This window comes from Streptomyces sp. Q2, assembly GCF_056820935.1.
The window spans coordinates 73,635-98,214 of record NZ_JBXEJE010000022.1 but is presented as its reverse complement, the minus strand read 5'-3'; the positions used below and the strand labels follow the sequence as shown (position 1 = coordinate 98,214).

Here is a 24,580-nt window from a genome sequence, read left to right as displayed (position 1 = left end):
ATTGTGTGAGGATCCTATCCGCAGCCGCATGCGAAAAGGGGTGGAGCGCACGGATCGTTACCGTGCACCCCACCCCCCTCAGGGGTAACGCGTTACGCCGGGACGCTCGCCACGCCCGGAGCCAGGAACGGCTTGCCGTTCACTCGCTCGGAGACGCCCTCGCGGTCCAGGTACGGCGTGATGCCGCCCAGGTGGAAGGGCCAGCCGGCACCGGTGATCAGGCAGAGGTCGATGTCCTGGGCCTCGGCCACGACACCCTCGTCGAGCATGAGCCCGATCTCCTGCGCCACCGCGTCCAGGACGCGGTCACGGACCTGCTCCTCGGTCAGGACGGTGTCGCCCTGCTTGAGCAGCGCGGCGACCTCGGGGTCCAGCTCCGGCTTGAACCCGTTCTCTGCCGAGTAGACGTAGAAGCCGCGCTTGCCCGCCTTGACGACGGCCGCGAGGTTCGGGGAGACCGTGAAACGGTCCGGGAAGGCCCGGTTGAGGGTCTCGGACACGTGCAGACCGATCGCGGGACCGACCAGCTCCAGGAGCACCAGCGGGGACATCGGCAGACCGAGCGGCTCGACGGCCTTCTCGGCGACCTCGACCGAGGTGCCCTCGTCGATGACGTTCTGGATCTCGCCCATGAAGCGGGTGAGGATGCGGTTCACGACGAACGCCGGGGCGTCCTTCACCAGGACCGCAGTCTTCTTCAGCTTCTTGGCGACGCCGAACGCCGTGGCGAGGGAGGCGTCGTCGGTCTGCTCGCCGCGGACGATCTCCAGGAGCGGCAGGATCGCGACCGGGTTGAAGAAGTGGAAGCCGACGACCCGCTCGGGGTTCTTCAGCTTCGACGCCATCTCGGTGACCGACAGCGAGGAGGTGTTGGTGGCGAGGATCGCGTGCGCCGGGGCGACCGCCTCGACCTCCGCGAACACCTGCTGCTTGACACCGATCTCCTCGAACACGGCCTCGATGATGAAGTCCGCGTCGGAGAAGCCCTCAGCCTTGTCCAGTACCCCGGAGACCAGCGCCTTGAGGCGGTTGGCCTTGTCCTGGTTGATACGGCCCTTGCCGAGCAGCTTGTCGATCTCGGCATGGACGTAGCCCACACCCTTGTCGACGCGCTCCTGGTCGATGTCGGTCAGCACGACCGGCACCTCCAGGCGGCGCAGGAACAGCAGGGCGAGCTGCGAGGCCATCAGACCGGCGCCGACGACACCGACCTTGGTGACCGGGCGGGCCAGCGACTTGTCCGGCGCGCCGGCCGGGCGCTTGGCGCGCTTCTGCACCAGGTTGAAGGCGTAGATGCCGGAGCGCAGTTCGCCACCCATGATCAGGTCGGCGAGGGCCTCGTCCTCGGCGTCGTAGCCCTGCTGGAGGTCGCCGTTCTTGGCGGCGGCGATGATGTCGAGGGCGCGGTAGGCGGCCGGAGCGGCACCGTGCACCTTGCTGTCCGCGATGAAGCGGCCCTTGGCGACGGCCTGGTCCCAGGCCTCGCCGCGGTCGATCACCGGGCGGTCGATGACGATCTCGCCCTTGAGGACGGCGGCCGTCCACAGCAGCGACTGCTCCAGGAAGTCGGCGCCCTCGAAGATGGCGTCGGCGATCCCGAGCTCGTAGACCTGCTGCCCCTTGAGCTGCTTGTTCTGGTTGAGCGAGTTCTCGACGATCACCGAGACGGCCTTGTCGGCACCGATCAGGTTCGGCAGGATCGTGCAGCCGCCCCAGCCGGGTACCAGACCGAGGAAGACCTCGGGGAGCGAGAAGGCGGCGATCGCCTTCGACACCGTGCGGTACCTGCAGTGCAGGCCGACCTCGACGCCGCCGCCCATGGCCGCGCCGTTGTAGTACGCGAAGGTCGGGACCGCGACACCGGACAGCCGCTTGAAGACCTCGTGGCCGCCCTTGCCGATGGCGAGCGCGTCCTTGTGCTCCTTGAGGAGCTCGACGCCCTTGAGGTCGGCGCCGACCGCGAAGATGAACGGCTTGCCGGTGATGCCGACACCGACGATCTCGCCGGCCGCGGCCTCCTTCTCGACCTGGTCGATCGCGGTGTTCAGGTTCGCGAGGGACTGCGGGCCGAAGGTGGTCGGCTTGGTGTGGTCGAAGCCGTTGTCGAGGGTGATCAGGGCGAATCGGCCCGCACCGAACGGCAGGTCGAGGTGGCGTACGTGCGCGGACGTCACGACCTCGTCGGGGAACAGCTCGGCCGCTTCCTTGAGGAGTTCAGTGGTGCTCACTTGTCGCCTCCGGCGTCCTTGTGGTGCGGGTTCTCCCAGATCACCGTGGCGCCCATGCCGAAGCCGACGCACATGGTGGTGAGGCCGTAACGGACCTCCGGCTGCTCCTCGAACTGGCGGGCCAGCTGCGTCATCAGACGGACGCCGGAGGAGGCCAGCGGGTGACCGTAGGCGATCGCGCCGCCGTACTGGTTGACGCGCGCGTCGTCGTCGGCGATGCCGTAGTGCTCCAGGAAGGCGAGCACCTGGACCGCGAAGGCCTCGTTGATCTCGAAGAGGTTGATGTCCTCGATCGACAGGCCCGCCTTGGCGAGGGCCTTCTCGGTCGCCGGGATCGGGCCGTAGCCCATGACCTCCGGCTCGACGCCCGCGAAGGCGTACGAGACCAGGCGCATCTTGACCGGCAGGTCGTGCTCGCGGGCGAAGTCCTCGCTCGCGATGATCGACGCGGTGGCGCCGTCGTTCAGACCGGCCGCGTTGCCGGCGGTGACCCGGCCGTGCACACGGAAGGGGGTCTTGAGACCGGAGAGGTTCTCCAGGGTGGTGCCCGGGCGCATCGGCTCGTCGGCGGTGACCAGGCCCCAGCCCGTCTCACCGGCCTCGGCGTTGGTGCGGCGCACCGAGATCGGCACCAGGTCCTGCTGGATCTTGCCGTTGGCGTACGCCTTGGCGGCCTTCTCCTGCGAGCGCACCGCGTACTCGTCGGCGCGCTGCTTGGTGATGGTGGGGTAGCGGTCGTGCAGGTTCTCGGCGGTCATGCCCATGAACAGGGCGGACTCGTCGACCAGCTTCTCGCTGACGAACCGCGGGTTCGGGTCCACGCCCTCGCCCATGGGGTGGCGGCCCATGTGCTCGACGCCACCGGCGATGACGGCGTCGTACGCACCGAAGGCGATGGAGCCCGCGGTGGCCGTGACGGCCGTGAGGGCACCGGCGCACATGCGGTCGATCGAGTAGCCCGGGACGGACTGCGGCAGCCCGGCCAGGATTCCGGCCGTGCGGCCCAGCGTCAGACCCTGGTCGCCGATCTGCGTGGTCGCCGCGATGGCGACCTCGTCGATCTTCTTCGGGTCGAGACCGGGGTTGCGGCGCAGCAGCTCCCGGATCGCCTTCACGACGAGGTCGTCGGCACGGGTCTCGTGGTAGATGCCCTTCGGGCCCGCCTTGCCGAACGGGGTACGGACGCCGTCTACGAAGACGACGTCCCTGACGGTACGAGGCACGATGGCTCTCCTCCAGGGTGCGGGACGGCTCTACTGCTGCGATGCGCTGAGCGCGCGCTCAGAACCCATGCTACTTGTGGGTAACCAGGCTGCCCAGTCCCCCCGCCCCAAGCGGTGAAGGTCACACCTTCGGCGGAGCCGTCGAGCCCCGCGGAGTCAGCACCGGAGTCGGCACCGGATGCGACCCCGGACCCTCACCCGTGATCACCCCGAACAGCGTCCGCGCCGCCTCCGCCCCGAAACCGTGCACGTCATGGCTCATGGCCGACAGGGGCGGATGCGTGATCCGGCACAGCTGGGAGTCGTCCCAGGCGAGCAGGGAGACGTCGTCCGGCACGCTCAGGCCCATCTCCGCCGCCACCGACAACCCCGCCACCGCCATGATGTCGTTGTCGTACACGATCGCCGTCGGCCGGTCCGGCGCCGCCGCCGTCAGCAGCGAGCGCGTCGCCCGGGCCCCCGCCTCCCCGGAGTAGTCCGTGGCCACCTGCCAGGCCCCGGCCAGCTCCAGGGCCCGGGCCGCCTCGTCGAAGGCGGCGGTCCGCATGGAGGTGTGTCCGAGGGCCGCCGCGCCCCCCACCCGGGCGATCCGCCGGTGCCCGAGCGCGGCGAGGTACCGCACCGCCTCCGTCACGGCGGTAGCGTCCTCGGTCCACACCGAGGTGAGACTGCCGGTCAGCGACGGATGCCCGACCGCGACCACCGGCATCCCCAGCCGCTCGACCGCCGCCACCCGGGGGTCGTCCGCGCGGAAGTCCACGAGGATCGACCCGCCGATCTGCCGCCCCCGCCACCACGACTCCTGCAGCCCGACCTCCTCCTCCAGACTCCGTACGAGGCGCAGCAGCAGCGAGCAGGAATGCTCGGTCAGGACGCTCTCCACCCCCGACACGAACTCCATGTAGAAGGGTTCGATCCCGAGCAGCCGGGCCGGCCGGCAGATCGCCAGCCCCACCACGTCCACCCGTGAGCCGGCCAGCGTCCGCGCGGTCGGACTCGGCGCCCACCCCAGCTCCCGCGCGGCCCGGAAGATCCGGTCCCGCGTCGCCTCCGCCAGCCCCGGCTTGTGGTTGAAGGCCAGGGACACGGCACCCTTGGACACGCCGGCGCGCGCGGCGACGTCCTTGATGGTGACGCGGGGGGTCGGTGTTGCCGTCATCGGCCGGGCTCCATGCAGTACAGGGCTGAACGCGCCTTCTCGGCATCCGGAGTCTGCCAGCCGCGCACCCCGATGGTGACCCGTTCGCCGGGCAGCAGCGTGACCAGCCCCCGGTCGGCCCGCGCCGCCGGGTCCAGCCGGTCGGCCTGGAGCAGCAGATCCCGTACGAGGGTGTGGGCCGTCACCTCGATCCCGTCCGGCACGAGCGCGACCTCGAACCCGGGCTGCGGGTACGGCACTTCGCGATCCGGCACCGGGAAGTACACGGCGCGCAGCCCGTCCGCGTCCGCGACCAGGAACTCCTTGGGCCCGACGGGTTGCAGCTCACGCGGAACCCCGATGTCGGCCACGGACCGCCTGCCGGCGACGAACTCCACCCGGGCCGAACCGATCACGCCACCCTCGACGGACATCCGGCGCAGCACCAGCGTGGCCGTCCACTCCTCGGCCGACTGGTTCACAGCGGCCGACGCCAGCTCCTGATCGCGGGCCTGAAGGGTGAGCAGCCGGTCCGCGTACACCCGCCGCAGCTCGTGGTACAGCGGCTTCTCGCGCCCGTCCCCGTCGATCACCGCCCACGAGGTGACCGGCCAGCAGTCGTTGAGCTGCCAGAGAACCGTGCCCGCGCACACCGGCCAGTGCGACCGCCAGTGCTCGATCCCGGCGGTGACCGCACGCGCCTGGTTGACCTGCGTGAGGTAGTGCCAGCGGTCGAAGTCCCCCTCCGGCACGGCGAAATGACGTGCCAGGCCCCGTTCCAGCTTGCCGTTGCCGTCGTCCGCCTTCTGGTGGTGCAGCATGCCGGGGGAGTCGGACGCGAGTTCCTCACCCGGCAGCGCCCGCCGCAGCGTGGCGTGGGCGGGCGGCGCCTGCCAGCCGAACTCCGCGACGAAGCGCGGCACCTGGAGCCGGTAGTCGGCGTAGTCCTCCCGGTTCCACACCTCCCACGAGTGGTGGGTGCCGTGCGCCGGGTCGTTCGGATGGTGCTCCCACGACCCGGACCACGGACTGCCCGCCGTGTACGGCCGCGTTGGGTCCAACTCGGCCACCACCCGCGGCAGTACGCCCAGGTAGTAGCCCTCGCCCCAGGAGTCCCCGGCCAGCCGTTCCTCCCAGCCCCAGTCCCGGAACCCCCACAGGTTCTCGTTGTTGCCGTTCCACAGCACCAGCGAGGGATGCGGCATCAGCCGTACGACGTTCTCTCGCGCCTCCGCCTCGACCTCGCCCCGCAGCGGCTGCTCCTCCGGGTAGGCCGCGCACGCGAACGGGAAGTCCTGCCAGACCAGCAGCCCGAACTCGTCGCAGGCGTCGTAGAAGTCCTCGCTCTCATAGATCCCGCCGCCCCACACCCGCACGAGGTCCACCCCGGCGTCGGCCGCCTGCCGCAGCCGCTCCCGGTACCGGTCCCGGCCGATCCGGGACGGGAACACGTCGTCCGGGATCCAGTTCACGCCCCGCGCGAAGAGCCGCTCGCCGTTGACGACGAAGGTGAACCCGGTGCCGTGCGCGTCGGGCCGACGGTCCAGCTCGACGGTCCGGAAACCGATCCGCCGCCGCCACACGTCCAGCGTGCGGTCCTCGTGCACGAGCGTCAACTCGACGTCGTACAAGGGCTGTTCGCCGTATCCGTGCGGCCACCACAACCGCACGTCGGGCACCTGAAGCCGTACGACTCCCGTCGTCCCGTCGATCCGGGCGCGCGCCTGGACCCCGCCGACCGTCGCCTCCACCCAGAGCTCGGCCTCGACCCGGGACCGCTCGACGTCCACCCGCAACTCGACCCGTCCCAGGCCGTCCTCGACGGTCACCAGGGGCCGCACCCGCGCGACTCTGGCCGTCGACCACCGCTCCAGCCGGACCGGCCGCCAGATCCCGGCCGTCACCAGCGTCGGACCCCAGTCCCAGCCGAAGGAGCAGGCCATCTTGCGGAGGTACTGGTAGGGCTCGGCGTAGGCGGCGGGCCGCTCGCCCAGCTTCCCGCGCACGGCCTCCGCCTCGGCGTACGCGGAGACGAACCGCACCGACAGCCGCCCGCCGAGCCCGGTCACGTCGAAGCGGTACGAGCGGTGCATGTTCCTCGTCCGGCCGAGGAGCCTGCCGTCGAGCAGGATCTCGGCCGCGGTGTCCAGTCCGTCGAAGACGAGGTCGGTCTGCTCGTGCCCGTTCGCCGCCGCGAGTTCCCTCTCGTACGTCCACTCCCGCCGCCCCACCCACGCGACCTCGGTCTCGCCCAGCCCGACCAGGGGATCCGGGATCACCCCGGCGGCCAGCAGATCGGTGTGCACGCAGCCCGGCACCGAGGCCGGGAGGGCGTCCCCCTCGTGCTTCAGGGTCCAGCCCTCGGTGAGCGGTGTGGCCTCCAGCATCCGCACTCCCTAAACCGTTTCAGTTCCGTAGGCGGTCACATCTTTGCAGCCTTGGCGAAATAGAGACTTTACCGGTTCAGAAAGCGCTGACAGAGTGCCGAATCAGCCAACCCACCAACCTGCACGTGCTCTTCCGTCCCTGGAACGTCCCTAGAACGGAGCTGATGCACATGAACCGCCGTCACATCCTCGCCATGGTCGTGGGAGCCGCCCTGCTGGTCCCCGGCTGCACGGGTACCGGAGGCACCTCGAAGGGCGCCGACGCCAAGGCGCCCGACGACCCGTCGAAGGTCACCGGAACCATCAAGGTCCTCACCCAGCGCACCGATCTGGTCACCGACGGCACGATGAAGAAGTACGCCGCCGAGTTCAACAAGACATATCCGAAGGTCAAGGTCGAGTTCGAGGCCCTCACGAACTACGAGACCGAAGTCAAGATCCGTATGAACACGGAGAACTACGGCGATGTGCTGATGATCCCCGCGGTCATCAAGAAGGACGACTACCCGAGGTTCTTCGCCTCCCTCGGCACCGAGGCGGAGCGCGGCAAGAAGTACCTGTTCACCGACTACACCACCGTCGACGGCAAGGTCTACGGCCAGAGCCCGATCGGCGTGATCCCCGGCTTCCTCTACAACAAGAAGGTCTGGCGGGAGGCCGGCGTCACCGAATGGCCCGCCACCCCGGCCGAGTTCCTCACCGACCTCAAGGCGATCAAGTCCAAGACGGACGCGGTGCCCTACTACACCAACTTCGCCGCCCAGTGGCCGCTGTCGCAGTGGACGTCCGTCAACGGCTCGGTCAGCTGCGACCCCCAGGCGTCGACGAAGCTCGCCGAGGGCGACCCGTGGGCCGAGGGCGCCGACCTGCGCGTCGGCGACAAGCTCCTGTACGACACCGTGCACCAGGGCCTGATCGAGAAGGACCCGACGACCACCAACTGGGAGGAGTCCAAGCCCCGGCTGGCGAAGGGCGAGCTCGCCACGCAGTGGCTCGGCACCTGGGCGATCATCCAGTTCCAGGACGCCGCCCGGCAGGCCGGAGCCAGCCCCGACGACATCGGGTTCATGCCCTTCCCGTCCCAGGTGGACGGCAAGTTCTGCGCGGTGATCGCGCCCGACTACAACCAGGCCGTCAACGTCCACTCCAAGAACAAGCCCGCCGCCCGCGCCTGGATCGACTGGTTCACCGACAAGTCCGGCTACGACAAGGACAACCTGGCCATCTCGCCCCTCAAGAACGCACCGCTGCCCGAGGTGCTCAAGCCGTACGAGGACGAGGGCGTGAAGCTCATCGAGCTGGACGACAGCGTGGGCGCCAAGGTCAAGCAGATCGACAACCAGTCCGAAGTCGGCATCTACGCCCCCGAGTACCGCCAGAACCTCGTGGACCTCGCCCGCGGCGCCAAGAAGGGCAGCCTGGACGGCTTCTTCGCCGATCTGAGCAAGCGCTGGACCGAGACGCAGCAGACGCTGGGGTCCTGATGACGGACACCACCCAGAAGGCGATCGTGAAGGCCGCCACGGGGGCGGCACCCCCCACCCCCACCCCGGCCCCCGCACCACGCGGGACGCGCGTGTGGCGCGGGGTGACGCCCTGGCTCTTCCTGATCGCCCCGATCGCCTTGCTGGTCACCTTCACCTACGCGCCGATCGCCAACATGGTCGCGTACAGCTTCACCGACTGGGACGGCGTGAGCCCCGAACTGCACTACACGGACGTCGAGAACTACAAGGAGATCTTCACCAGGGAGGACCTCTTCAGGGTCTTCTTCGTCAGCGGCTACTACCTCGCCGCCTCCGCCGTCCAGATCGTCGCCGCGCTCTACTTCGCGACGGTCCTCAGTTTCAACGTCCGCTTCCGGAACTTCTTCAAGGGCGTGCTCTTCTTCCCGTACCTGATCAACGGAGTCGCGATCGGCTTCGTCTTCCTCTACTTCTTCCAGGACGGCGGCACCCTCGACTCGGTCCTGTCCCTCTTCGGGTACCACACGGACCACGCCTGGCTCGGCACGCCGGTCTCCGCCAACACCTCCTTGGCCGGCGTCTCCATCTGGCGCTACCTGGGCCTGAACTTCGTGCTGTTCCTGGGCGCGATCCAGTCCATCCCCGGGGAGCTCTACGAGGCGGCCGAACTGGACGGCGCGAACCGCTGGCACCAGTTCCGCTACATCATCGCGCCCGGCATCAAGCCGGTCCTCACCCTGATGGTGATCCTGTCCATCTCCGGCTCGCTGTCGGCCTTCGAGATCCCGTACATCATGACCGGCGGGGCGACCGGCACCGAGACCTTCGTGATCCAGACGCTGAACCTGGCCTTCCGCTTCAACAAGACGGGGCTCGCCTCGGCCGCCGCGGTCGTGCTGCTGCTGATCATCCTGCTGGTGACCTGGGTGCAGCGCCGCCTCGTCCCCGACGACAAGGTGGACCTCGCATGACGCGCCGCAGTGTGGCCCGCACACTCGTGTACCTCTCGCTGATCGCCGCGACGGTCCTCGTCCTGCTCCCGCTCGGCGTGGTCCTGCTGACCTCCCTCAAGTCCTCGAAGGAGATGGCGAACGGCAGCGGCGCGCTCTCGCTGCCCGACAGCCTGTTCAACTTCCACAACTACGTGACCGCCTTCCAGGACGGTCACATGCTCACGGCGTTCACCAACACGGCGATCATCCTGGTCGTCGCCATCGGGGGAACGGTCCTCATCGGCTCGATGACCGCCTACGCCATCGACCGCTTCACCTTCCGCTTCAAGAAGCTGGTGGTCGCGCTCTTCCTGATCGCCGCGCTGGTCCCCGGGGTGACCACCCAGGTGGCGACCTTCCAGATCGTCAACAGCTTCGGCATGTTCGACTCCCTGTGGGCGCCGATCGCGCTCTACATGGGCACGGACATCGTCTCGATCTACATCTTCCTGCAGTTCGTACGGTCCATCCCGATCTCCCTGGACGAATCGGCCCGCCTGGAGGGCGCCAACGCCTTCACGATCTACCGGAAGATCATCTTTCCGCTGCTCAGGCCCGCGATCGCGACGGTCGTCATCGTGAAGGGGATCACCGTCTACAACGACTTCTACATCCCCTTCCTCTACCTGCCCTCCGAAGATCTTGGCGTGATCTCGACGTCGCTGTTCCGCTTCCGCGGCCCCTACGGCGCCCACTGGGAGGTGATATCGGCGGGAGCGGTGCTGGTCATCCTGCCGACCCTGATCGTCTTCCTGAGCCTGCAGAGGTTCATCTACAACGGCTTCATGAGAGGCGCGACGAGGTGAGACGTCTTTAGGGGCGCGGGGAACTGCGCGAGCAACCACAGAGGGCCGCCCGCCGCCGTACGAGAGAAGCCCTACGGCGGCCAGGCGGACCAGGCTAGGCGGACAACGCGGCCACAAGAACCGGCGTGACCTGCTCGACCTGCCAGGCCCGCGCCCCGAACCCGGCGAGGGCAGCCGCCACGGACTCGACGCTGACCACCGCCGGCGGCTCCCAGCAGACCCGCCGGACCGTGTCCGGCGTGATCAGGTTCTCCTGCGGCATGTTGAGCGCCTCGGCCAGCGCGGACACCGCGGCGCGCGCCGCCGACAGCCGCGCGGCGGCCTCCGGATCCTTGTCGGCCCAGGCCCGCGGCGGCGGCGGCCCGGTCACGGCCTGCCCCGGCTGCGGCAGCTGCGCGTCCGGAAGGGCCTTGGCCCGGTCCACCGCGGCCTGCCACTGCTCCAGCTGCCGCCGTCCCATGCGATGCCCGAACCCGTTCAGGGCGGAGAGCGCCTGCGCGTCGGCCGGAAGGGAGAGCGCGGCCTCCACGATGGCCGCGTCGCCGAGCACCTTGCCCGGCGACACGTCCCGCCGCTGGGCGATCCGGTCCCGGGCCTGCCACAGCTCCCGCACGACGGCCAGCTGCCGCCGCCGGCGCACCTTGTGCATGCCGGACGTGCGCCGCCACGGGTCCTTGCGGGGCTCCGGCGGCGGGGCCGAGGCGATCGCGTCGAACTCCTGGCGGGCCCACTCCAGCTTGCCCTGCCGGTCGAGGTCCTTCTCCAGCGCGTCCCGCAGGTCGACGAGCAGCTCCACGTCCAGGGCGGCGTACCGCAGCCACGGCTCGGGCAGCGGGCGGGTGGACCAGTCGACGGCCGAGTGACCCTTTTCCAGGACGAAGCCCAGGACGCCCTCGACCATCGCGCCGAGGCCCACGCGGGGGAACCCGGCGATGCGGCCGGCCAGCTCGGTGTCGAACAGCTGCGTGGGGACCATGCCTATTTCGCGGAGACACGGCAGGTCCTGGGTGGCCGCGTGCAGGACCCACTCGACGCCGGACAGGGCCTCGCCGAGGCCGGAGAGGTCGGGACAGGCCACGGGGTCGATCAGGGCCGTCCCCGCGCCCTCGCGGCGCAGCTGCACGAGGTAGGCGCGCTGGCCGTAGCGGTAGCCGGACGCCCGCTCGGCGTCCACGGCGACGGGGCCGGAGCCGGCCGCGAAGGCGGCGATCACCTCGGCGAGCGCGGCGGCGTCGGCGACGACGGGCGGGATGCCTTCGCGCGGCTCGAGCAAGGGGATCGGCTCGGGGCCCGGGTCAGGGCCCGGGTCGGGGTTCGGCGCCTCCGTAGCAGAAGATCCGCCGTCGTCCGGAGGGGCGCCTCCGGTGGTTCGCAGTGTGCTGTCTGCTGCGGTGTCTTGGGCGTCGGTCACATGTCAAGGGTATCTGTGTATGGACAGCGCCCGCCGACGGAACGTTCCGTCGGCGGGCGCCTGAGGGTCGTAAACCAGTCAGCTCGGTGAAAGATCCGGTTCAGGGCGGGTGGGGGGCGGATCAGCGGTCGATCCGGTTCACGTCCGTGAAGGGGTGGGGGTCAGTGGATGATGCCGGTCCGCAGGGCGACGGCGACCATGCCGGCGCGGTCTCCGGTGCCGAGCTTGCGGGCGATGCGGGCGAGGTGGCTCTTGACGGTCAGGGCGGACAGGCCCATCGAGACGCCGATCGCCTTGTTGGACTGGCCCTCCGCGACCAGTCTCAGCACCTCGACCTCACGGCCGGACAGTTCGCGGTAGCCACCCGGGTGACTCGGGGCACCCGGGGGGCGGCGGTGCATACGGGCGGCGGCGGATCCGATGGGAGCGACACCCGGCCGGGTGGGGAGCCCGACATTGGTGCGGGTGCCGGTGACGACGTAGCCCTTGACGCCGCCGGCCAGGGCGTTGCGTACGGCGCCGATGTCGTCGGCGGCGGAGAGGGCGAGGCCGTTGGGCCAGCCCGCGGCGCGGGTCTCCGACAGGAGGGTGAGGCCGGAGCCGTCGGGCAGGTGGACGTCGGCGACGCAGATGTCGCGGGGGTTGCCGATGCGGGGACGAGCCTCCGCGATGGACGAGGCCTCGATGACGTCGCGCACACCGAGCGCCCACAGGTGGCGGGTGACGGTGGAGCGGACGCGCGGGTCGGCCACGACCACCATGGCGGTCGGCTTGTTCGGGCGGTAGGCGACCAGGCTTGCGGGCTGCTCGAGGAGAACGGACACCAGGCCTCCTGGGTGGGGGACGGGGCAGGTCACAGTCGTCTTCGGCACTAAACCCGTTTGCCTTTAGAGAATGATCACGATCTAGTGAGTAACAATCCGTGCAATTCGGACACGCGATCGATCATTCGAAGATCGAACGGCTTCGGTCTATGTCGATACGCGGCCGAAAGTGGCCGTATCGACAAAGTGATTGCCAAAAATGCGCCAGTGAGCCCACAACTAATACGGGCACAGGTACGGGCACGGCCCGGTACGGGTCGGGTACGAGTACGGGTCGGGCGGGAGAGGTCAGCGCGACTGCGGGCCGCGTCGCTGCGGCAGTGTGACCACCGACGCGTCGCCCGGGCCGGCCGGCGGCAGGCCCGCGATCTGGGCGAGCAGGTCGCACCAGGAGGCCAGGTGTCCCCCCGTGTCCGGAACGCCGCCCAGGCCCTCGCGGGGCGTCCAGGAGGCGCGGATCTCGATCTGGGAGGCGGGCGGCCGTTCGGACAGGCCGCCGAAGTAGTGGGAGCTCGCGCGGGTGACGGTGCCGCTCGGCTCGCCGAACGCCAGTCCGCGCGCCGTGAGCGCCCCGGTGAGCCACGACCAGCACACGTCGGGCAGCAGCGGATCGGACGCCATCTCCGGCTCCAGCTCCGCGCGCACCAGCGTCACCAGCCGGAAGGTGCCCCGCCAGGCGTCGTGCCCGGCCGGGTCGTGCAGCAGCACCAGCCGGCCGTCGGCCAGGTCCTCCTCGCCGTCGACGACCGCGGCCTCCAGCGCGTACGCGTAGGGCGCGAGCCGCTGCGGCGCGCGCGTCGGCTCGACCTCGACCTGTGGCCGCAGCCGCGCGGCCCTGAGCGCGTCGACGGCCGCTCGGAAGGGCAGCGGATCCGTCCCGCTCGTATGCAGGTCCTCCTCCTTCGCGTCGTCCATTCCGTCAGCGCCGTCCGACAGTCGTCCCTGAGCCGCAGCCATGCCGGGAAGGTTAAGGGGAACGGGGGCTTCGTGCAGGGAGGACACCCTGTTGTCCGGTGTCGGGGTTGCCGTCCGGGCGCCCCGCGGTGCCGTGCGAGACTTGCCCCGTGAGTGCCAACGAGAGCCCCGTGACGCCGCAGCAGCCGACCGCCACGTACGAGTCCGCCTTCCTCAAGGCCTGCCGGCGCGAGCCCGTGCCGCACACCCCCGTGTGGTTCATGCGGCAGGCCGGGCGCTCACTGCCGGAGTACCGCAAGGTGCGCGAGGGCGTCGGGATGCTCGAGTCCTGCATGCGGCCCGAGCTGGTCACCGAGATCACCCTCCAGCCGGTGCGGCGGCACAACGTGGACGCGGCGATCTACTTCAGCGACATCGTCGTCCCGCTCAAGGCCATCGGCATCGACCTCGACATCAAGCCCGGCGTCGGCCCGGTCGTCGAGCGGCCGATCCGCACCCGCGAGGACCTCGCCCAGCTGCGTGACCTGACTCCCGAGGACGTCTCGTACGTCACCGAGGCGATCGGCCTGCTGACCCGCGAGCTCGGCGCCACCCCGCTCATCGGCTTCGCCGGCGCGCCTTTCACCCTCGCGAGCTACCTCGTCGAGGGCGGCCCGTCGCGCACGTACGAGAACGCCAAGGCGATGATGTACGGCGACCCCGAGCTGTGGGCCGACCTGCTCGACCGCCTCGCCGACATCACGGCCGCCTTCCTCAAGGTGCAGATCGAGGCCGGTGCCTCGGCCGTCCAGCTGTTCGACTCCTGGGCCGGCGCACTGGCCCCCGCGGACTACCGCCACTCCGTGCTGCCGGCCTCCGCGAAGGTGTTCCGGGCGGTCGAGGGCTACGGCGTCCCGCGCATCCACTTCGGTGTCGGCACGGGTGAGCTGCTGAGGCTCATGGGCGAGGCCGGCGCGGACGTCGTCGGCGTCGACTGGCGCGTCCCGCTCGACGAGGCCGTCCGCCGGATCGGCCCCGGCAAGGCGCTCCAGGGCAACCTCGACCCGACCGTCCTGTTCGCCGGCACCGAGGCCGTCGAGACCAAGACCCGCGAGATCCTGGACGCGGCGGCCGGCCTTGAGGGCCATGTCTTCAACCTCGGTCACGGCGTCATGCCGTCCACCGACCCGGACGCGCTGACCCGCCTCGTCGAGTACGTCCACACGCGAACCGCGCGCTGAGCCTGTCCGGTCTCACCAGCGGTCCGGTCTCACCAGGTGTGCCGGGGCCGCGCCCGCCTGCCGAAGAGCAGGCCGCGCGGTTCCGGCGGCGGGGGCGTGCCCGGCTTGAGCGGCCAGGCGAGCAGCATGCCCGCGAGGAAGCCGACGATGTGCGCCGCGTACGCCACCGTCCCGGCGGCGGACACCCCCTCGCCGGAGGAGTACACGGCCTGCAGCACGAACCAGAAGCCCAGCACCAGCCAGGCCGGCAGCCGGAGCGGCAGGAAGACCAGGAACGGGACGAGGACCCACACCCTGGCCTTCGGATACAGCACGAGATAGGCGCCCAGCACCCCGGCGATCGCTCCCGAGGCGCCGATCAGCGGGTCGGCCGAGTCGGCGTTGAGGAGCGCGAAGCCGTACGACGCCGCGTAGCCGCACACGAGGTAGAAGAGCGCGAACCGCACGTGCCCCATGCGGTCCTCGATGTTGTTGCCGAAGATCAGCAGGAACAGCATGTTGCCCAGCAGGTGCAGCCAGCCGCCGTGCAGGAACATCGCCGTCAGGACGGACAGTTCGGGGGACTTGTCGTAACCCGGCGGGCCCACCACGCAGCCCGCGCCCTGCGGGCCCACGCCGACGTCGCCCGTCGGCACCACCCGCGGCAGCTGATGGTGGATCAACTCCTGTGGTACCGCCGCGTAATGATCCAGGAACGCCTGGAGATGACACAGCTGGGCCAGGTTGCCGTCCCCGGCCACGGAACCGGCGAGGCCCGGCATGAACAGGAACACGAGGACGTTCGCGGCGATGAGCGCGTACGTCACCACGGGGGTGCGACGCGCCGGGTTCACGTCATGGACGGGGATGACCACAAGGAAGTAGTGCCCCCGATGCGGACGGCGAATCGGTGAACGCCGCCCACCGCGTGTGCGTATGTCTCCTCAACCGCCCGCGGCACGGGGAAGGCGCTCGCGGGGACGACGTGAGGAACAGGCGATGAACGACCGAGTTACTCCTCCGATGCACGCCCTGCCGGACGGCGAGGCCGAACTCTCCTTGGTGGTGCGCCTGCCGTGGGAGGACGTGGCCCGGCTCGGCCAGGAGGCCGGGCGGCTGGCCTCCCAGATGCAGCGGCCGGTGACCCTGGACGAGGCGGTGAGCAACCGGCTGCGGTCCACGCGGGCCGCCGCCGCGCACGCGAGGCCGGCGGGGGAGCAGCCCGCGGCCGTGACGAGCACGAGCGCGTCCGTCTCGTCGTTGCCGCCGCGGCCGCCGGCCGATCAGGCCCGGCAGGCCATCGAGCGGATCAACGGCTCGGCGTAGAGGTCCCGCCGCCGGCGCTGCTTCAGGCGGCCCGCACTTTCGCCACGGCCTTGCGGGCCGCGACCAGCACCGGGTCCCACACCGGCGAGAACGGCGGCGCATAGCCCAGGTCCAGGGCCGTCATCTGTTCCACCGTCATACCGGCCGTCAGGGCCACCGCGGCGATGTCGACCCGCTTGCCCGCCCCCTCCCTGCCCACGATCTGCACGCCGAGGAGCCGCCCCGTGCGGCGTTCGGCGAGCATTTTCACCGTCATGGAGGAGGTACCCGGGTAGTAGCCCGCGCGGCTGGTCGACTCGACGGTGACGGACTCGAACCGCAGGCCCACCCTGTGCGCGTCCTTCTCGCGCAGTCCGGTGCGGGCGATCTCCAGGTCGCAGACCTTGCTGACCGCCGTGCCGACGACGCCGGGGAACGTGGCGTAGCCGCCGCCGGCGTTGGTGCCGATGATCTGGCCGTGCTTGTTGGCGTGGGTGCCCAGGGCGATGTGCCGTTCCTGGCCGGAGACCAGGTCGAGGACCTCGACGCAGTCGCCGCCGGCCCAGATGTCCTCGTGCCCCCGCACCCGCATCGCCAGGTCGGTCAGCAGCCCGCCGTGCGCGCCGAGCGGCAGCCCGGCGGCCCTCGCGAGCTCCGTCTCGGGGCGTACGCCGATGCCGAGCACGACCACGTCCGCCGGGTACTCGCCGTCGTCCGTGACCACCGCCCGCACCCGGCCGTCGTCACCCGTCAGCAGCTTGGTCACCGCCGCGTCGTTGACCATGGTGATGCCCAGGCCCTCCATCGCCTCGTGCACCAGACGGCCCATGTCGGGGTCGAGCGTGGACATCGGCTCCTTGCCGCGGTTGACGACCGTCACCTCGTAGCCGCGGTTGATGAGCGCCTCGGCCATCTCGACGCCGATGTAGCCCGCGCCGACGACCACCGCGCGCCGGCCACGCGTGCGTGCCAGCGTGTCCAGGAGCGCCTGCCCGTCGTCGAGGGTCTGGACGCCGTGGACGCCGGGCGCGTCGGCCCCCGGCATGTCCGGGCGGATCGGGCGCGCCCCGGTCGCGATCACGAGTTTGTCGTACGACGTCCAGGACTCGGCCCCGGAATCGACGTCACGCGCGCGGACCCGCCGCCGCTCGACGTCGATCTCCGTGACCTCGGTGCGCATCCGCAGGTCGATGTCGCGCGCCCGGTGCTCCTCGGGTGTGCGGGCGATCAGCCGGTCCCGGTCGGTCACGTCGCCGCCGACCCAGTACGGAATGCCGCACGCCGAGTAGGACGTGAAGTGACCTCGCTCGAAGGCCACGATCTCCAGCTCGTCGGGGCCCTTCATGCGACGGGCCTGCGACGCCGCGGACATCCCCGCGGCGTCGCCGCCGATCACCACCAGACGCTCGGCCGCACGGCCCGTCGCACCGCTCACTGCGCTCATGCTCATGCGAACACGCTACGTGCGCAGGGCATTTNCGGCGCACCCCCCGGGGGCGCCGCCGCCGATCACCACCAGACGCTCGGCCGCACGGCCCGTCGCACCGCTCACTGCGCTCATGCTCATGCGAACACGCTACGTGCGCAGGGCATTTCGGTCCCGCTCGGTTCTCTTCACGCCGACTCAGTTCTCCTCGCCGCCCTCCTGCGGACGGACGGGCTCCGGTGCGGTCCTCGCCGTCGGCAGCGGGCCCGGCGCGGTCGTCGCGGGTGCCGAGGCGGACCGGCGGGGCATCCGGGGCCGGATCAGGCGCACCCACACCAGCACGACGAGGGCGACCACCGCCGCGAACGGCAGCACCGCCGCCAGTGCCACCAGGATCCAGCGCAGCATCGTCACGAAGGCGTCCCAGCCGCCGGTCAGCGCGTCGAGGACGCCCGGGTCGTCGTCCTCGGTGGCCTCCTCCACCGGCGTCTTCGACAGCGACAGGGTGATCGTGGCCAGGCTGGTGCGGTCCTTCAGCGAGGCCTGCTGGGCCAGCAGCGACTCCAGGTCGGCCTCCCGCCGGCTCAGTTCGCCCTCAAGGGTCACCACGTCGGTCAGCCCGGTCGCCCGGTCCATCAGTTCACGCACCCGCACCACGCTGGCCCGCTGCGACTTGATGCGGCTGTCCACGTCGACCACCTGGTCGGTGACGTCCTGCGCCTTCGCCGTGCGCTCCAGCAGCTTGCCCGCGCCCTCCAGGTCGGCGAGCACCTCGTCGTACCGGTCGACGGGCACCCGCAGTACCACGCGGGTCTCCTCGTAGCCCTCCTCACCCCGGGTGGTGGTCTCGTTGCCGACGTAGCCGCCCGCGTTCTCGGTGGTGGTGCGGGCCTCGTCGAGGGACTTGGACACGTTCTTGACCTGCACGGTCAGGGACGCGGTGCGGATGATGTGGCTCGCGGAGATCTTGGGCGGCGCGGTCGCCTTGGCGCCGCCCGCCTCGCTGCCGCCGCGCGCGCTGTCCGCGGCGGCGCCCGGGGCGTCCGCCTTCGAGTCCGACAGGGAGGCGCCGTCGGAATCGCTGGAGTCGGCGCCGCCGCAGCCGGTCAGCACCAGGCCCGCGGCCAGCAGGATCCCGGCCAGGGCCTGGGCGGGTCGTACGGAACGTCGTGTGCGCATCTGGGCTACCCCCGGTGTGGTGACGACTGACGTTCCTTCGACGCCGGACCCGGCCCGAACGTTGGCGGGAAACGGTCCCGATGCGGTCACGGTCGGGACTCGTGAAGGACACCGGGCCGCCGCGGGTGTGTCAGTGGGGTCTGAGAAAGTGGGCCCATGAGCGCAACGGGTACGGGCACCGGGCATGTCGTCGTCATCGGAGCCGGGATCGCGGGGCTGGCCGCCGCCCACCGGCTGCTGCAACGCGGTGCGCGCGTGACCGTGCTGGAGGCGTCCGACCGCGTCGGCGGCAAGCTGCTGCCCGGCGAGATCGCGGGCGCGCGCGTCGACCTCGGCGCCGAGTCGATGCTCGCCCGCCGCCCCGAGGCCGTGGCTCTCGCCCGCGAGACCGGCCTCACCGACCGCCTCCAGGCGCCCGCCACCGCGACCGCCTCCCTGTGGACCCGCGGCGCCCTGCGCCCCATGCCCAAGGGACACGTCATGGGCGTCCCCGGCACGGCCGCCGCCCTGACCGGCGTGCTGTCCGACGAGGGCCTCGCGCGCATCGAGCGCGACGCCGACCTGCCCCGCACGGAGGTCGGCGACGACGTGGCGGTCGGGGAGTACGTGGCGGCGCGGCTGGGCCGCGAGGTCGTCGACCGCCTCGTGGAGCCGCTGCTCGGCGGGGTCTACGCGGGCGACGCGTACCGCATCTCGATGCGCTCGGCGGTTCCGCAGCTCTTCCAGGCCGCGCAGACGCACGACTCCCTCACCCAGGCCGTCCGCGAGATCCAGGCCAAGGCCGCCGCCAACCAGCAGACCGGGCCGGTGTTCATGGGCATCGCGGGCGGCGTGGGGAGCCTGCCGCTCGCGGTGGCGGAGTCGGTGCGCGAGCGAAGGGCGGAGATCCTGACCGGGATGCCGGTGAAGGAGCTGCGCCGGGTGGGGCCGCCGGGGCCGGAAAGCGCGGGCGGGCCGCGAGCCTTCGGCCGCGACCGGTCGGCGGACGGCGGGGCCGGTGCCGCGCGCGCGGGAGACGAGTCGACGGGTCACGCGGCCGGACCGCACCCTGCCGACGGCCCGCTCTCACCAACCGCCGCGACCTGGCGTGTCCTCGCCGGTGATCGCGCGCTGTACGCGGACGCGGTCGTCATCGCCGTGCCCGCCCCGGCCGCCGGCACGCTGCTGCGCACCGAGTCCCCCGCCGCGGCGGCCGAACTGCGCGCCGTCGAGTACGCCTCCATGGCCCTGGTCACCCTCGCCTACCGCCGCGCCGACGTCACCCTCCCGCAGGGCAGCGGCTTCCTCGTGCCGCCCGTCGACGGACGCACCATCAAGGCGTCGACCTTCGCCTCCCGGAAGTGGGGCTGGATCGCCGACGAGAACCCGGACCTGCTCGTCCTGCGCACCTCCGTCGGGCGCCATGGCGAGACGGAGATCCTCCAGCGCGAGGACACCGGCCTGGTGGACGTCTCCCGGCACGACCTGCGCGAGGCCACCGGCCTGGACGCCACCCCCATCGAGACCCGCGTCACCCGATGGAACGACGGCCTGCCGCAGTACCCCGTCGGCCACCACGCGCGCGTGGCCCGCATCCGCGAGCACGTCGGCAAGCTGCCGGGCCTCGCCGTGTGCGGCGCGGTGTACGACGGTGTCGGCATCCCGGCGTGCATCGCGAGCGCCTACGCCGCCGTCGACCAGATCCAGGGTGACCTGCGAGGTGTGCAGGAGCTCACCGCCAACCCGGTGCAGAGTCTGCACGGCGGAGCGGGAGAATAAGGACCATGAGTGACGACGCCCCCACCACCGAGTCCGCCAGGATCCCGAACAAGGGCAAGCTGGCCAAGGACCTGAACGAGGTCATCCGCTACACCCTCTGGTCCGTCTTCAAGCTGAAGGACGTGCTCCCCGAGGACCGCGCGGGCTACGCCGACGAGGTCCAGGAGCTGTTCGACCAGCTCGCCGCCAAGGACGTGACGGTCCGCGGCACCTACGACGTCTCGGGCCTGCGCGCCGACGCCGACCTCATGATCTGGTGGCACGCGGAGACCGCCGACCAGCTCCAGGAGGCGTACAACCTCTTCCGCCGCACCCGGCTGGGCCGTGCGCTGGAGCCGGTGTGGTCGAACATGGCGCTGCACCGCCCCGCCGAGTTCAACCGCTCGCACATCCCGGCGTTCCTCGCCGACGAGACGCCCCGCAACTACATCAGCGTCTACCCGTTCGTGCGCTCGTACGACTGGTACCTGCTGCCCGACGAGGACCGCCGCCGCATGCTCGCCGACCACGGCAAGATGGCCCGCGGCTACCCGGACGTGCGCGCCAACACGGTCGCCTCGTTCTCGCTGGGCGACTACGAGTGGCTCCTCGCCTTCGAGGCCGACGAGCTCTACCGCATCGTCGACCTCATGCGCCACCTGCGCGCTTCCGAGGCGCGGATGCACGTCCGCGAGGAGGTGCCGTTCTACACGGGCCGTCGCAAGGACATCGGAGAGCTGGTCGCGGGCCTCGCCTGACCGGTGCGAGGGCTCGGCGCTCAGCGTGCGGCGGCTTCGGCGGCCGGTGTCTTCCGGGAGCCGGCCGCCGGCCTCGCCTTCGGTTCCGGACGCGGTGCGCAGGCCGCGCGCCGCACGGGGAGCCGGCCCTCCAGCAGATACGCGTCCACGTGGCCGTTGACGCAGGGGTTCGGCCCGCCCGCGATGCCGTGCGTACCGGAGTCCCGCTCGGTCACCAGGACCGAGCCCGACAGCCGCCGGTGCATCTCCAGCGCGCCCTGGTACGGCGTGGCCGCGTCCCGCTCGGCGGCAAGGATCAGCGTCGGCGGCAGCTCACCCGGCCCCGTGCGCACGTCGAGGGGCCGCTGCCGGGGAGCCGGCCAGTAGGCGCACGGCAGGTTCGTCCACACGTTGTCCCAGGTCTCGAACGGCGCCACGCGCGCGAGCCGCGTGTTGTCCCGGTCCCACACCCGCCACTCGGTCGGCCAGCTGGCGTCGTTGCACTCGACGGCCGTGTAGACCGCCCTCGCGTTCTCCGCCTCGGCCGCCGCCGCCGGATGCGGACCGGCCTGCTGGATCAGCGGCTGCGGGTCGCCCTTCAGATAGGCCGACAGCGCCCGCGCGCGATGCGGCCAGTAGTCGTCGTAGTACCCGGCAGACAGGAACGCCCCCTGCAACTGCCCCGGCCCGACCTTGCCGCCGGCCGGCTCCGCGGCCAGCCACGCCCGCGCCTTCTCGTAACTGCGCAGCACCTCCTCGGCGGTGTCGCCGAGCCCGTACACGTCGTCGTGCCTGGCGATCCACTCCCGCAGGTCCTCCCAGCGCCCCTCGAAGGCGGCCGACTGGTCGAGGTTGTTGCGGTACCAGATCTGCTCGGGGTCCGGGTTCACCGCCGAGTCGAACACCATCCGCCGTACGTGCGAGGGGAACAGCGTCGCGTACAGCGCCCCGAAGTAGGTGCCGTACGACGCGCCCATGAACGTCAGCTTCTCCTCGCCCAGCGCGGCCCGCAGCACGTCCAGGTCACGGGCGTTGTTGAGGGAGGTGTAGTGCCGGAGCGCGTCGCCCGCCCGCTCGGCGCAGCCGCGCGCGTACGCCTTCGCCTGCGCGACGCGCTCCCGCTTGTACGACTCCGAGGGGTACGTCGGCGCCTGCGAGGGCGCCTTGAAGAACTGCTTCGGGTCCTTGCAGGACAGCGGTGCGGAACGGCCCACCCCGCGCGGGGCGTAGCCGACGAGGTCGTACGCCGCCGCGAGCCGCTTCCACTCGGGGAGCACGCCGATCAGCGGGAAGGCCATGCCGGAGGCGCCCGGCCCGCCCGGGTTGTAGACGAGGGCGCCCTGCCGGGGCACCCGGCGCTTGCTGTTGTGCGGATCCTTCTGGGTCGCCGGGGCCCGGCTGACGGTCAGTGTGATCCGCTTGCCGTCGGGACGCGCGTAGTCGAGCGGGACGGACACCGTGCCGCACAGCATGCCGTCGGGCAGGCCCTCCGCCTCGGGGCAGGTACCGAAGTCGATGCCCGCGGCCCGGGCCCGCGCGGCGGCCACCGCGGTTCCCCGCACCTCGGCCGCGCCCGGCACGGCCGGGGCGCTGTCGGCCGGCGCGGCGGCGAGCGCGGTCAGGAGCAAGGACCCGGCGGCCGAGTAGAGGGCGGGGGTTCTCATCGCGTATCCCTTCGGTGCATGGCAGCAACAAAAGGGATGTTTCGTCCGGTTGTCGGCGAAGGCAAGCACCGCCCGGCCGGTGTCGGGCCCAATGCCTCAGTGCGCCCCCCGGGGACGGGCTATGCGCGCCAGTGCTGCTGCTCGCCGTGGGCGAAGGCGGCGCGCAGGTCCGGTTCGCCGATCGCGCGGACGCCGTGGACGGCGACGGAGGTGAGATCCGTACGGTCGCCCCCGCGGGAGCGCCTCGTCAGGGTGCCGAGGAGCCGCTGGCCGGCCGGGGAGGCCCAGCGCGAGTAGGGGTGGACCTCGATCCGCGCGATGGCGAGACAGCTCAGGGTGAGGGCGAGAGGGAGCCCGAACCAGAGGGCGACCAGGTGCCTCGGCATGTCCGACTGAGCCGGCGTCAGCAGTGCGGTCGCGCCCAGCGCGAGGACGGCCACCGCGGCGAGCCGCACCTGACGGACCCCCGCCGCGACGCCCGCCCGGGCGCCGTCGGGCACGGCGAGCCCCGCGCTGACCAGCCGGTCGGCGACGCCGCGTACCGCGTCCGTGGCGGCGGCGGTGGCCCGTACCGGCGCGAGGGGTGACTGCCCCTCCGGCCCGATCGCCCCTATCACCGACCGCTCGATGTCGTCCCGGCCGCGCGGGTCGACGACGGTCGCCCAGCCGGTGTGGGCGAGCAGCAGCCGCCGCTGGCGTGCCATGGAGACGAGGGTCAGGTCGGCCACCCGTCCGGGGCCGCCGGACAGGAACGCGGCCTCGTACAGCGTCAGATCGTGTACCCGGCCCGGGTCCGTGTCGACGGCCGCCGCGTGTACGGCGGCAAGGCACAGCCGCGTACACGCCGTGCCGGCGGCGGCCCAGGCCAGCAGCAGAAGGAGGACCCAGAACATGTGGATTTTCTATGCGACCGGGTGCGGCCGGCGCCATGCCTTATTCACCATGTGGACCGAGCGTTGTCGGTATGTGACGTTCCGGGGGTTGTCCGGTCACTGATCCACGGAAGGCGGGGGGCTGGTGGCGGGCGGGGGGAGCGGATAGCTCGGGGAGGCCGGTGGGGTCACCGGGATCGCCGGGCTCGGATCGGCGGTCGGGCCGGGCGGGGCCGGTGAGTGGGTGAGCGGGGGCGTGGAGCCGGCGGCCATGTCCTGGGCGAGGGCGTCGAAGTCGACGTAGCCGGTGGCCTCCAGGACCTTGATGTGGTCCAGCACGGTCGTGTTCGCGTCGTCGGCGAGGGCCCGGACGAGGGAGTTGCGGGTACTGGCGCGGACCTGGGCGACGACCGAGAACACCTTGCCGTGCGCCAGGCGCAGGATGTTGGCGAAGTCCCGGTCGTAGGTCACGCCCTGCGCCGCGGTCAGGGTCGTGAGCCACTGCCGCTGCTGCTCGTTGGGCTCGTTGGGCAGTGCGAGGCCGAGCCGGCCCGCGACGTCACGGACGCGTTCGTCCAGGAACATGTGCCCCTCGATGAGATGCTGCCCCGCCGTCTTCACGGCCGGGGTGGAGCCCTTCTGCTGAGCCTGCTGTCCCGCGGGCAGCTCCCAGAGGCCGGCCAGCCGTACCTTCGTGACGAACTCGCGGTCGAGAGCGGACAAAGGCCCGTACTTCGTCGACACGGTCTGGGCGTTCAACACGTCCAGCCCCGTCCCGGAACGGTCGGCGTACGACCAGATCGGGAAGATCAGCGCCACGAGGGTCGCGGTCAGGCCGGTGATGATGAGCCCGGTGCCGGTGAAGATGCCTCTGCCGTTGACGGGGGGTCGGGATCGCATGGTGCCTCCTGCTTGCGGCACCGCACGCTAGTGGGTTTCAGGTGCGGGGTTGACATGTTACTTCGGGGTCTACGTCAACCGCCGTACGGGGGCGAATGGTTGTTTCGGGGGCGATGCGGGGTTAATGGGGGAGAGGGATTGGTGGGCATACACGGGTAAAGGGTGCGGAAC

20 protein-coding genes are annotated in these 24,580 nt (G+C 71.1%); 7 read left to right on the top strand and 13 right to left on the bottom strand.

Features of this window, described 5'->3' with window-relative positions; all coding sequences use genetic code 11:
* Nucleotides 1-92 precede the first annotated feature (92 nt).
* The 4 genes from ACWBNA_RS24990 to ACWBNA_RS24975 all read right to left on the bottom strand — a co-directional run bounded on the left by ACWBNA_RS24990 (nt 93) and on the right by ACWBNA_RS24975 (nt 6,976).
* Nucleotides 93-2,228 (bottom strand): 3-hydroxyacyl-CoA dehydrogenase NAD-binding domain-containing protein, encoded by a 2,136-nt coding sequence (locus tag ACWBNA_RS24990; RefSeq protein WP_482706744.1) that lies wholly within the window; start codon nt 2,226-2,228, stop codon nt 93-95.
* Nucleotides 2,225-3,451 carry a thiolase family protein gene (locus tag ACWBNA_RS24985; protein ID WP_482706743.1) on the bottom strand — a complete coding sequence of 409 codons (1,227 nt, stop codon included), beginning with the start codon at nt 3,449-3,451 and terminating at the stop codon, nt 2,225-2,227. The genes ACWBNA_RS24990 and ACWBNA_RS24985 overlap by 4 nt, the downstream gene beginning before the upstream one ends.
* Nucleotides 3,452-3,572: 121 nt before the next feature.
* On the bottom strand, nt 3,573-4,610 hold the full coding sequence (locus ACWBNA_RS24980; RefSeq protein ID WP_482706742.1) for a LacI family DNA-binding transcriptional regulator: 1,038 nt from the start codon (nt 4,608-4,610) through the stop codon (nt 3,573-3,575).
* On the bottom strand, nt 4,607-6,976 hold the full coding sequence (locus ACWBNA_RS24975) for a glycoside hydrolase family 2 protein (RefSeq protein WP_482706741.1): 2,370 nt from the start codon (nt 6,974-6,976) through the stop codon (nt 4,607-4,609). Before ACWBNA_RS24975 ends, ACWBNA_RS24980 begins: the two co-directional genes overlap by 4 nt.
* Nucleotides 6,977-7,140: 164 nt before the next feature.
* On the opposite strand from ACWBNA_RS24975, the gene ACWBNA_RS24970 reads away from it, so the two are divergent.
* From ACWBNA_RS24970 to ACWBNA_RS24960, 3 genes are read left to right on the top strand one after another with little or no spacing between them, the layout of a single operon-like run.
* A complete protein-coding gene (locus ACWBNA_RS24970; RefSeq protein ID WP_482706740.1) occupies nt 7,141-8,460 on the top strand; it encodes an ABC transporter substrate-binding protein in 1,320 nt (439 codons plus the stop codon).
* Nucleotides 8,460-9,413, top strand: a complete 954-nt coding sequence (locus tag ACWBNA_RS24965; RefSeq protein WP_482706739.1) for a carbohydrate ABC transporter permease — start codon at nt 8,460-8,462, stop codon at nt 9,411-9,413. The genes ACWBNA_RS24970 and ACWBNA_RS24965 overlap by 1 nt, the downstream gene beginning before the upstream one ends.
* Nucleotides 9,410-10,240, top strand: coding sequence for a carbohydrate ABC transporter permease (locus ACWBNA_RS24960; RefSeq protein WP_482706738.1), 831 nt, complete (start codon nt 9,410-9,412; stop codon nt 10,238-10,240). Before ACWBNA_RS24965 ends, ACWBNA_RS24960 begins: the two co-directional genes overlap by 4 nt.
* Nucleotides 10,241-10,334: 94 nt before the next feature.
* Here the strand turns inward: ACWBNA_RS24960 and ACWBNA_RS24955 are convergent, their stop codons facing one another.
* The 3 genes from ACWBNA_RS24955 to ACWBNA_RS24945 form a co-directional block, all read right to left on the bottom strand.
* Nucleotides 10,335-11,651 carry an HRDC domain-containing protein gene (locus ACWBNA_RS24955; protein WP_482706737.1) on the bottom strand — a complete coding sequence of 439 codons (1,317 nt, stop codon included), beginning with the start codon at nt 11,649-11,651 and terminating at the stop codon, nt 10,335-10,337.
* A 161-nt stretch (nt 11,652-11,812) separates the two neighbouring features.
* Complete coding sequence (locus ACWBNA_RS24950) at nt 11,813-12,475, bottom strand: LuxR C-terminal-related transcriptional regulator (RefSeq protein ID WP_383857525.1); 663 nt, start codon at nt 12,473-12,475, stop codon at nt 11,813-11,815.
* Nucleotides 12,476-12,763: 288 nt separating this feature from the next.
* Nucleotides 12,764-13,432, bottom strand: coding sequence for a DUF3000 domain-containing protein (locus tag ACWBNA_RS24945; protein ID WP_482706736.1), 669 nt, complete (start codon nt 13,430-13,432; stop codon nt 12,764-12,766).
* A gap of 107 nt (nt 13,433-13,539) precedes the next feature.
* Between ACWBNA_RS24945 and hemE the strand changes: the two genes are divergently transcribed.
* On the top strand, nt 13,540-14,610 hold the full coding sequence (hemE, locus tag ACWBNA_RS24940) for a uroporphyrinogen decarboxylase (RefSeq protein ID WP_482706735.1): 1,071 nt from the start codon (nt 13,540-13,542) through the stop codon (nt 14,608-14,610).
* A 29-nt stretch (nt 14,611-14,639) separates the two neighbouring features.
* Here hemE and ACWBNA_RS24935 read toward each other — a convergent pair whose 3' ends face one another.
* Nucleotides 14,640-15,464 carry a rhomboid family intramembrane serine protease gene (locus tag ACWBNA_RS24935; RefSeq protein ID WP_482706734.1) on the bottom strand — a complete coding sequence of 275 codons (825 nt, stop codon included), beginning with the start codon at nt 15,462-15,464 and terminating at the stop codon, nt 14,640-14,642.
* A gap of 124 nt (nt 15,465-15,588) precedes the next feature.
* Between ACWBNA_RS24935 and ACWBNA_RS24930 the strand changes: the two genes are divergently transcribed.
* Complete coding sequence (locus tag ACWBNA_RS24930) at nt 15,589-15,915, top strand: hypothetical protein (protein ID WP_482706733.1); 327 nt, start codon at nt 15,589-15,591, stop codon at nt 15,913-15,915.
* A 22-nt stretch (nt 15,916-15,937) separates the two neighbouring features.
* Here the strand turns inward: ACWBNA_RS24930 and ACWBNA_RS24925 are convergent, their stop codons facing one another.
* On the bottom strand, nt 15,938-17,344 hold the full coding sequence (locus ACWBNA_RS24925) for an FAD-dependent oxidoreductase (RefSeq protein WP_482706732.1): 1,407 nt from the start codon (nt 17,342-17,344) through the stop codon (nt 15,938-15,940).
* A gap of 174 nt (nt 17,345-17,518) precedes the next feature.
* On the bottom strand, nt 17,519-18,499 hold the full coding sequence (locus ACWBNA_RS24920; RefSeq protein WP_482706731.1) for a DUF4349 domain-containing protein: 981 nt from the start codon (nt 18,497-18,499) through the stop codon (nt 17,519-17,521).
* Nucleotides 18,500-18,655: 156 nt separating this feature from the next.
* Here ACWBNA_RS24920 and hemG point away from each other — a divergent pair, with 156 nt between their 5' ends.
* Nucleotides 18,656-20,257: a protoporphyrinogen oxidase gene (gene hemG, locus ACWBNA_RS24915; protein ID WP_482706730.1), complete on the top strand. Its 1,602-nt coding sequence runs from the start codon at nt 18,656-18,658 to the stop codon at nt 20,255-20,257.
* 5 nt (nt 20,258-20,262) lie between these two features.
* Entirely contained in the window at nt 20,263-20,994 is a 732-nt protein-coding gene (gene hemQ, locus ACWBNA_RS24910) for a hydrogen peroxide-dependent heme synthase (RefSeq protein ID WP_217236176.1), read from the top strand.
* Between the two features lie 20 nt (nt 20,995-21,014).
* Here the strand turns inward: hemQ and ACWBNA_RS24905 are convergent, their stop codons facing one another.
* The 3 genes from ACWBNA_RS24905 to ACWBNA_RS24895 all read right to left on the bottom strand — a co-directional run bounded on the left by ACWBNA_RS24905 (nt 21,015) and on the right by ACWBNA_RS24895 (nt 24,409).
* Complete coding sequence (locus tag ACWBNA_RS24905; protein WP_482706729.1) at nt 21,015-22,637, bottom strand: alpha/beta hydrolase; 1,623 nt, start codon at nt 22,635-22,637, stop codon at nt 21,015-21,017.
* 119 nt (nt 22,638-22,756) lie between these two features.
* Nucleotides 22,757-23,530, bottom strand: coding sequence for a TIGR04222 domain-containing membrane protein (locus ACWBNA_RS24900; RefSeq protein ID WP_482706728.1), 774 nt, complete (start codon nt 23,528-23,530; stop codon nt 22,757-22,759).
* Between the two features lie 96 nt (nt 23,531-23,626).
* Complete coding sequence (locus tag ACWBNA_RS24895; RefSeq protein ID WP_482706727.1) at nt 23,627-24,409, bottom strand: DUF4142 domain-containing protein; 783 nt, start codon at nt 24,407-24,409, stop codon at nt 23,627-23,629.
* Between the last annotated feature and the right edge of the window lie 171 nt (nt 24,410-24,580).

Excerpts from the sequence above, each read along its gene's own strand:
- ACWBNA_RS24905 (WP_482706729.1), bottom strand. The coding sequence starts at position 22,637 with ATGAGAACCCCCGCCCTCTACTCGGCCGCCGGGTCCTTGCTCCTGACC.
- ACWBNA_RS24980 (WP_482706742.1), bottom strand. The coding sequence starts at position 4,610 with ATGACGGCAACACCGACCCCCCGCGTCACCATCAAGGACGTCGCCGCG.
- ACWBNA_RS24900 (WP_482706728.1), bottom strand. The coding sequence starts at position 23,530 with ATGTTCTGGGTCCTCCTTCTGCTGCTGGCCTGGGCCGCCGCCGGCACG.
- ACWBNA_RS24925 (WP_482706732.1), bottom strand. The coding sequence starts at position 17,344 with ATGAGCATGAGCGCAGTGAGCGGTGCGACGGGCCGTGCGGCCGAGCGT.
- ACWBNA_RS24975 (WP_482706741.1), bottom strand. The coding sequence starts at position 6,976 with ATGCTGGAGGCCACACCGCTCACCGAGGGCTGGACCCTGAAGCACGAG.
- ACWBNA_RS24965 (WP_482706739.1), top strand. The coding sequence starts at position 8,460 with ATGACGGACACCACCCAGAAGGCGATCGTGAAGGCCGCCACGGGGGCG.
- ACWBNA_RS24970 (WP_482706740.1), top strand. The coding sequence starts at position 7,141 with ATGCACATGAACCGCCGTCACATCCTCGCCATGGTCGTGGGAGCCGCC.
- ACWBNA_RS24895 (WP_482706727.1), bottom strand. The coding sequence starts at position 24,409 with ATGCGATCCCGACCCCCCGTCAACGGCAGAGGCATCTTCACCGGCACC.
- ACWBNA_RS24945 (WP_482706736.1), bottom strand. The coding sequence starts at position 13,432 with ATGGCTGCGGCTCAGGGACGACTGTCGGACGGCGCTGACGGAATGGAC.
- ACWBNA_RS24930 (WP_482706733.1), top strand. The coding sequence starts at position 15,589 with ATGAACGACCGAGTTACTCCTCCGATGCACGCCCTGCCGGACGGCGAG.
- ACWBNA_RS24960 (WP_482706738.1), top strand. The coding sequence starts at position 9,410 with ATGACGCGCCGCAGTGTGGCCCGCACACTCGTGTACCTCTCGCTGATC.
- ACWBNA_RS24920 (WP_482706731.1), bottom strand. The coding sequence starts at position 18,499 with ATGCGCACACGACGTTCCGTACGACCCGCCCAGGCCCTGGCCGGGATC.
- hemQ (WP_217236176.1), top strand. The coding sequence starts at position 20,263 with ATGAGTGACGACGCCCCCACCACCGAGTCCGCCAGGATCCCGAACAAG.
- hemG (WP_482706730.1), top strand. The coding sequence starts at position 18,656 with ATGAGCGCAACGGGTACGGGCACCGGGCATGTCGTCGTCATCGGAGCC.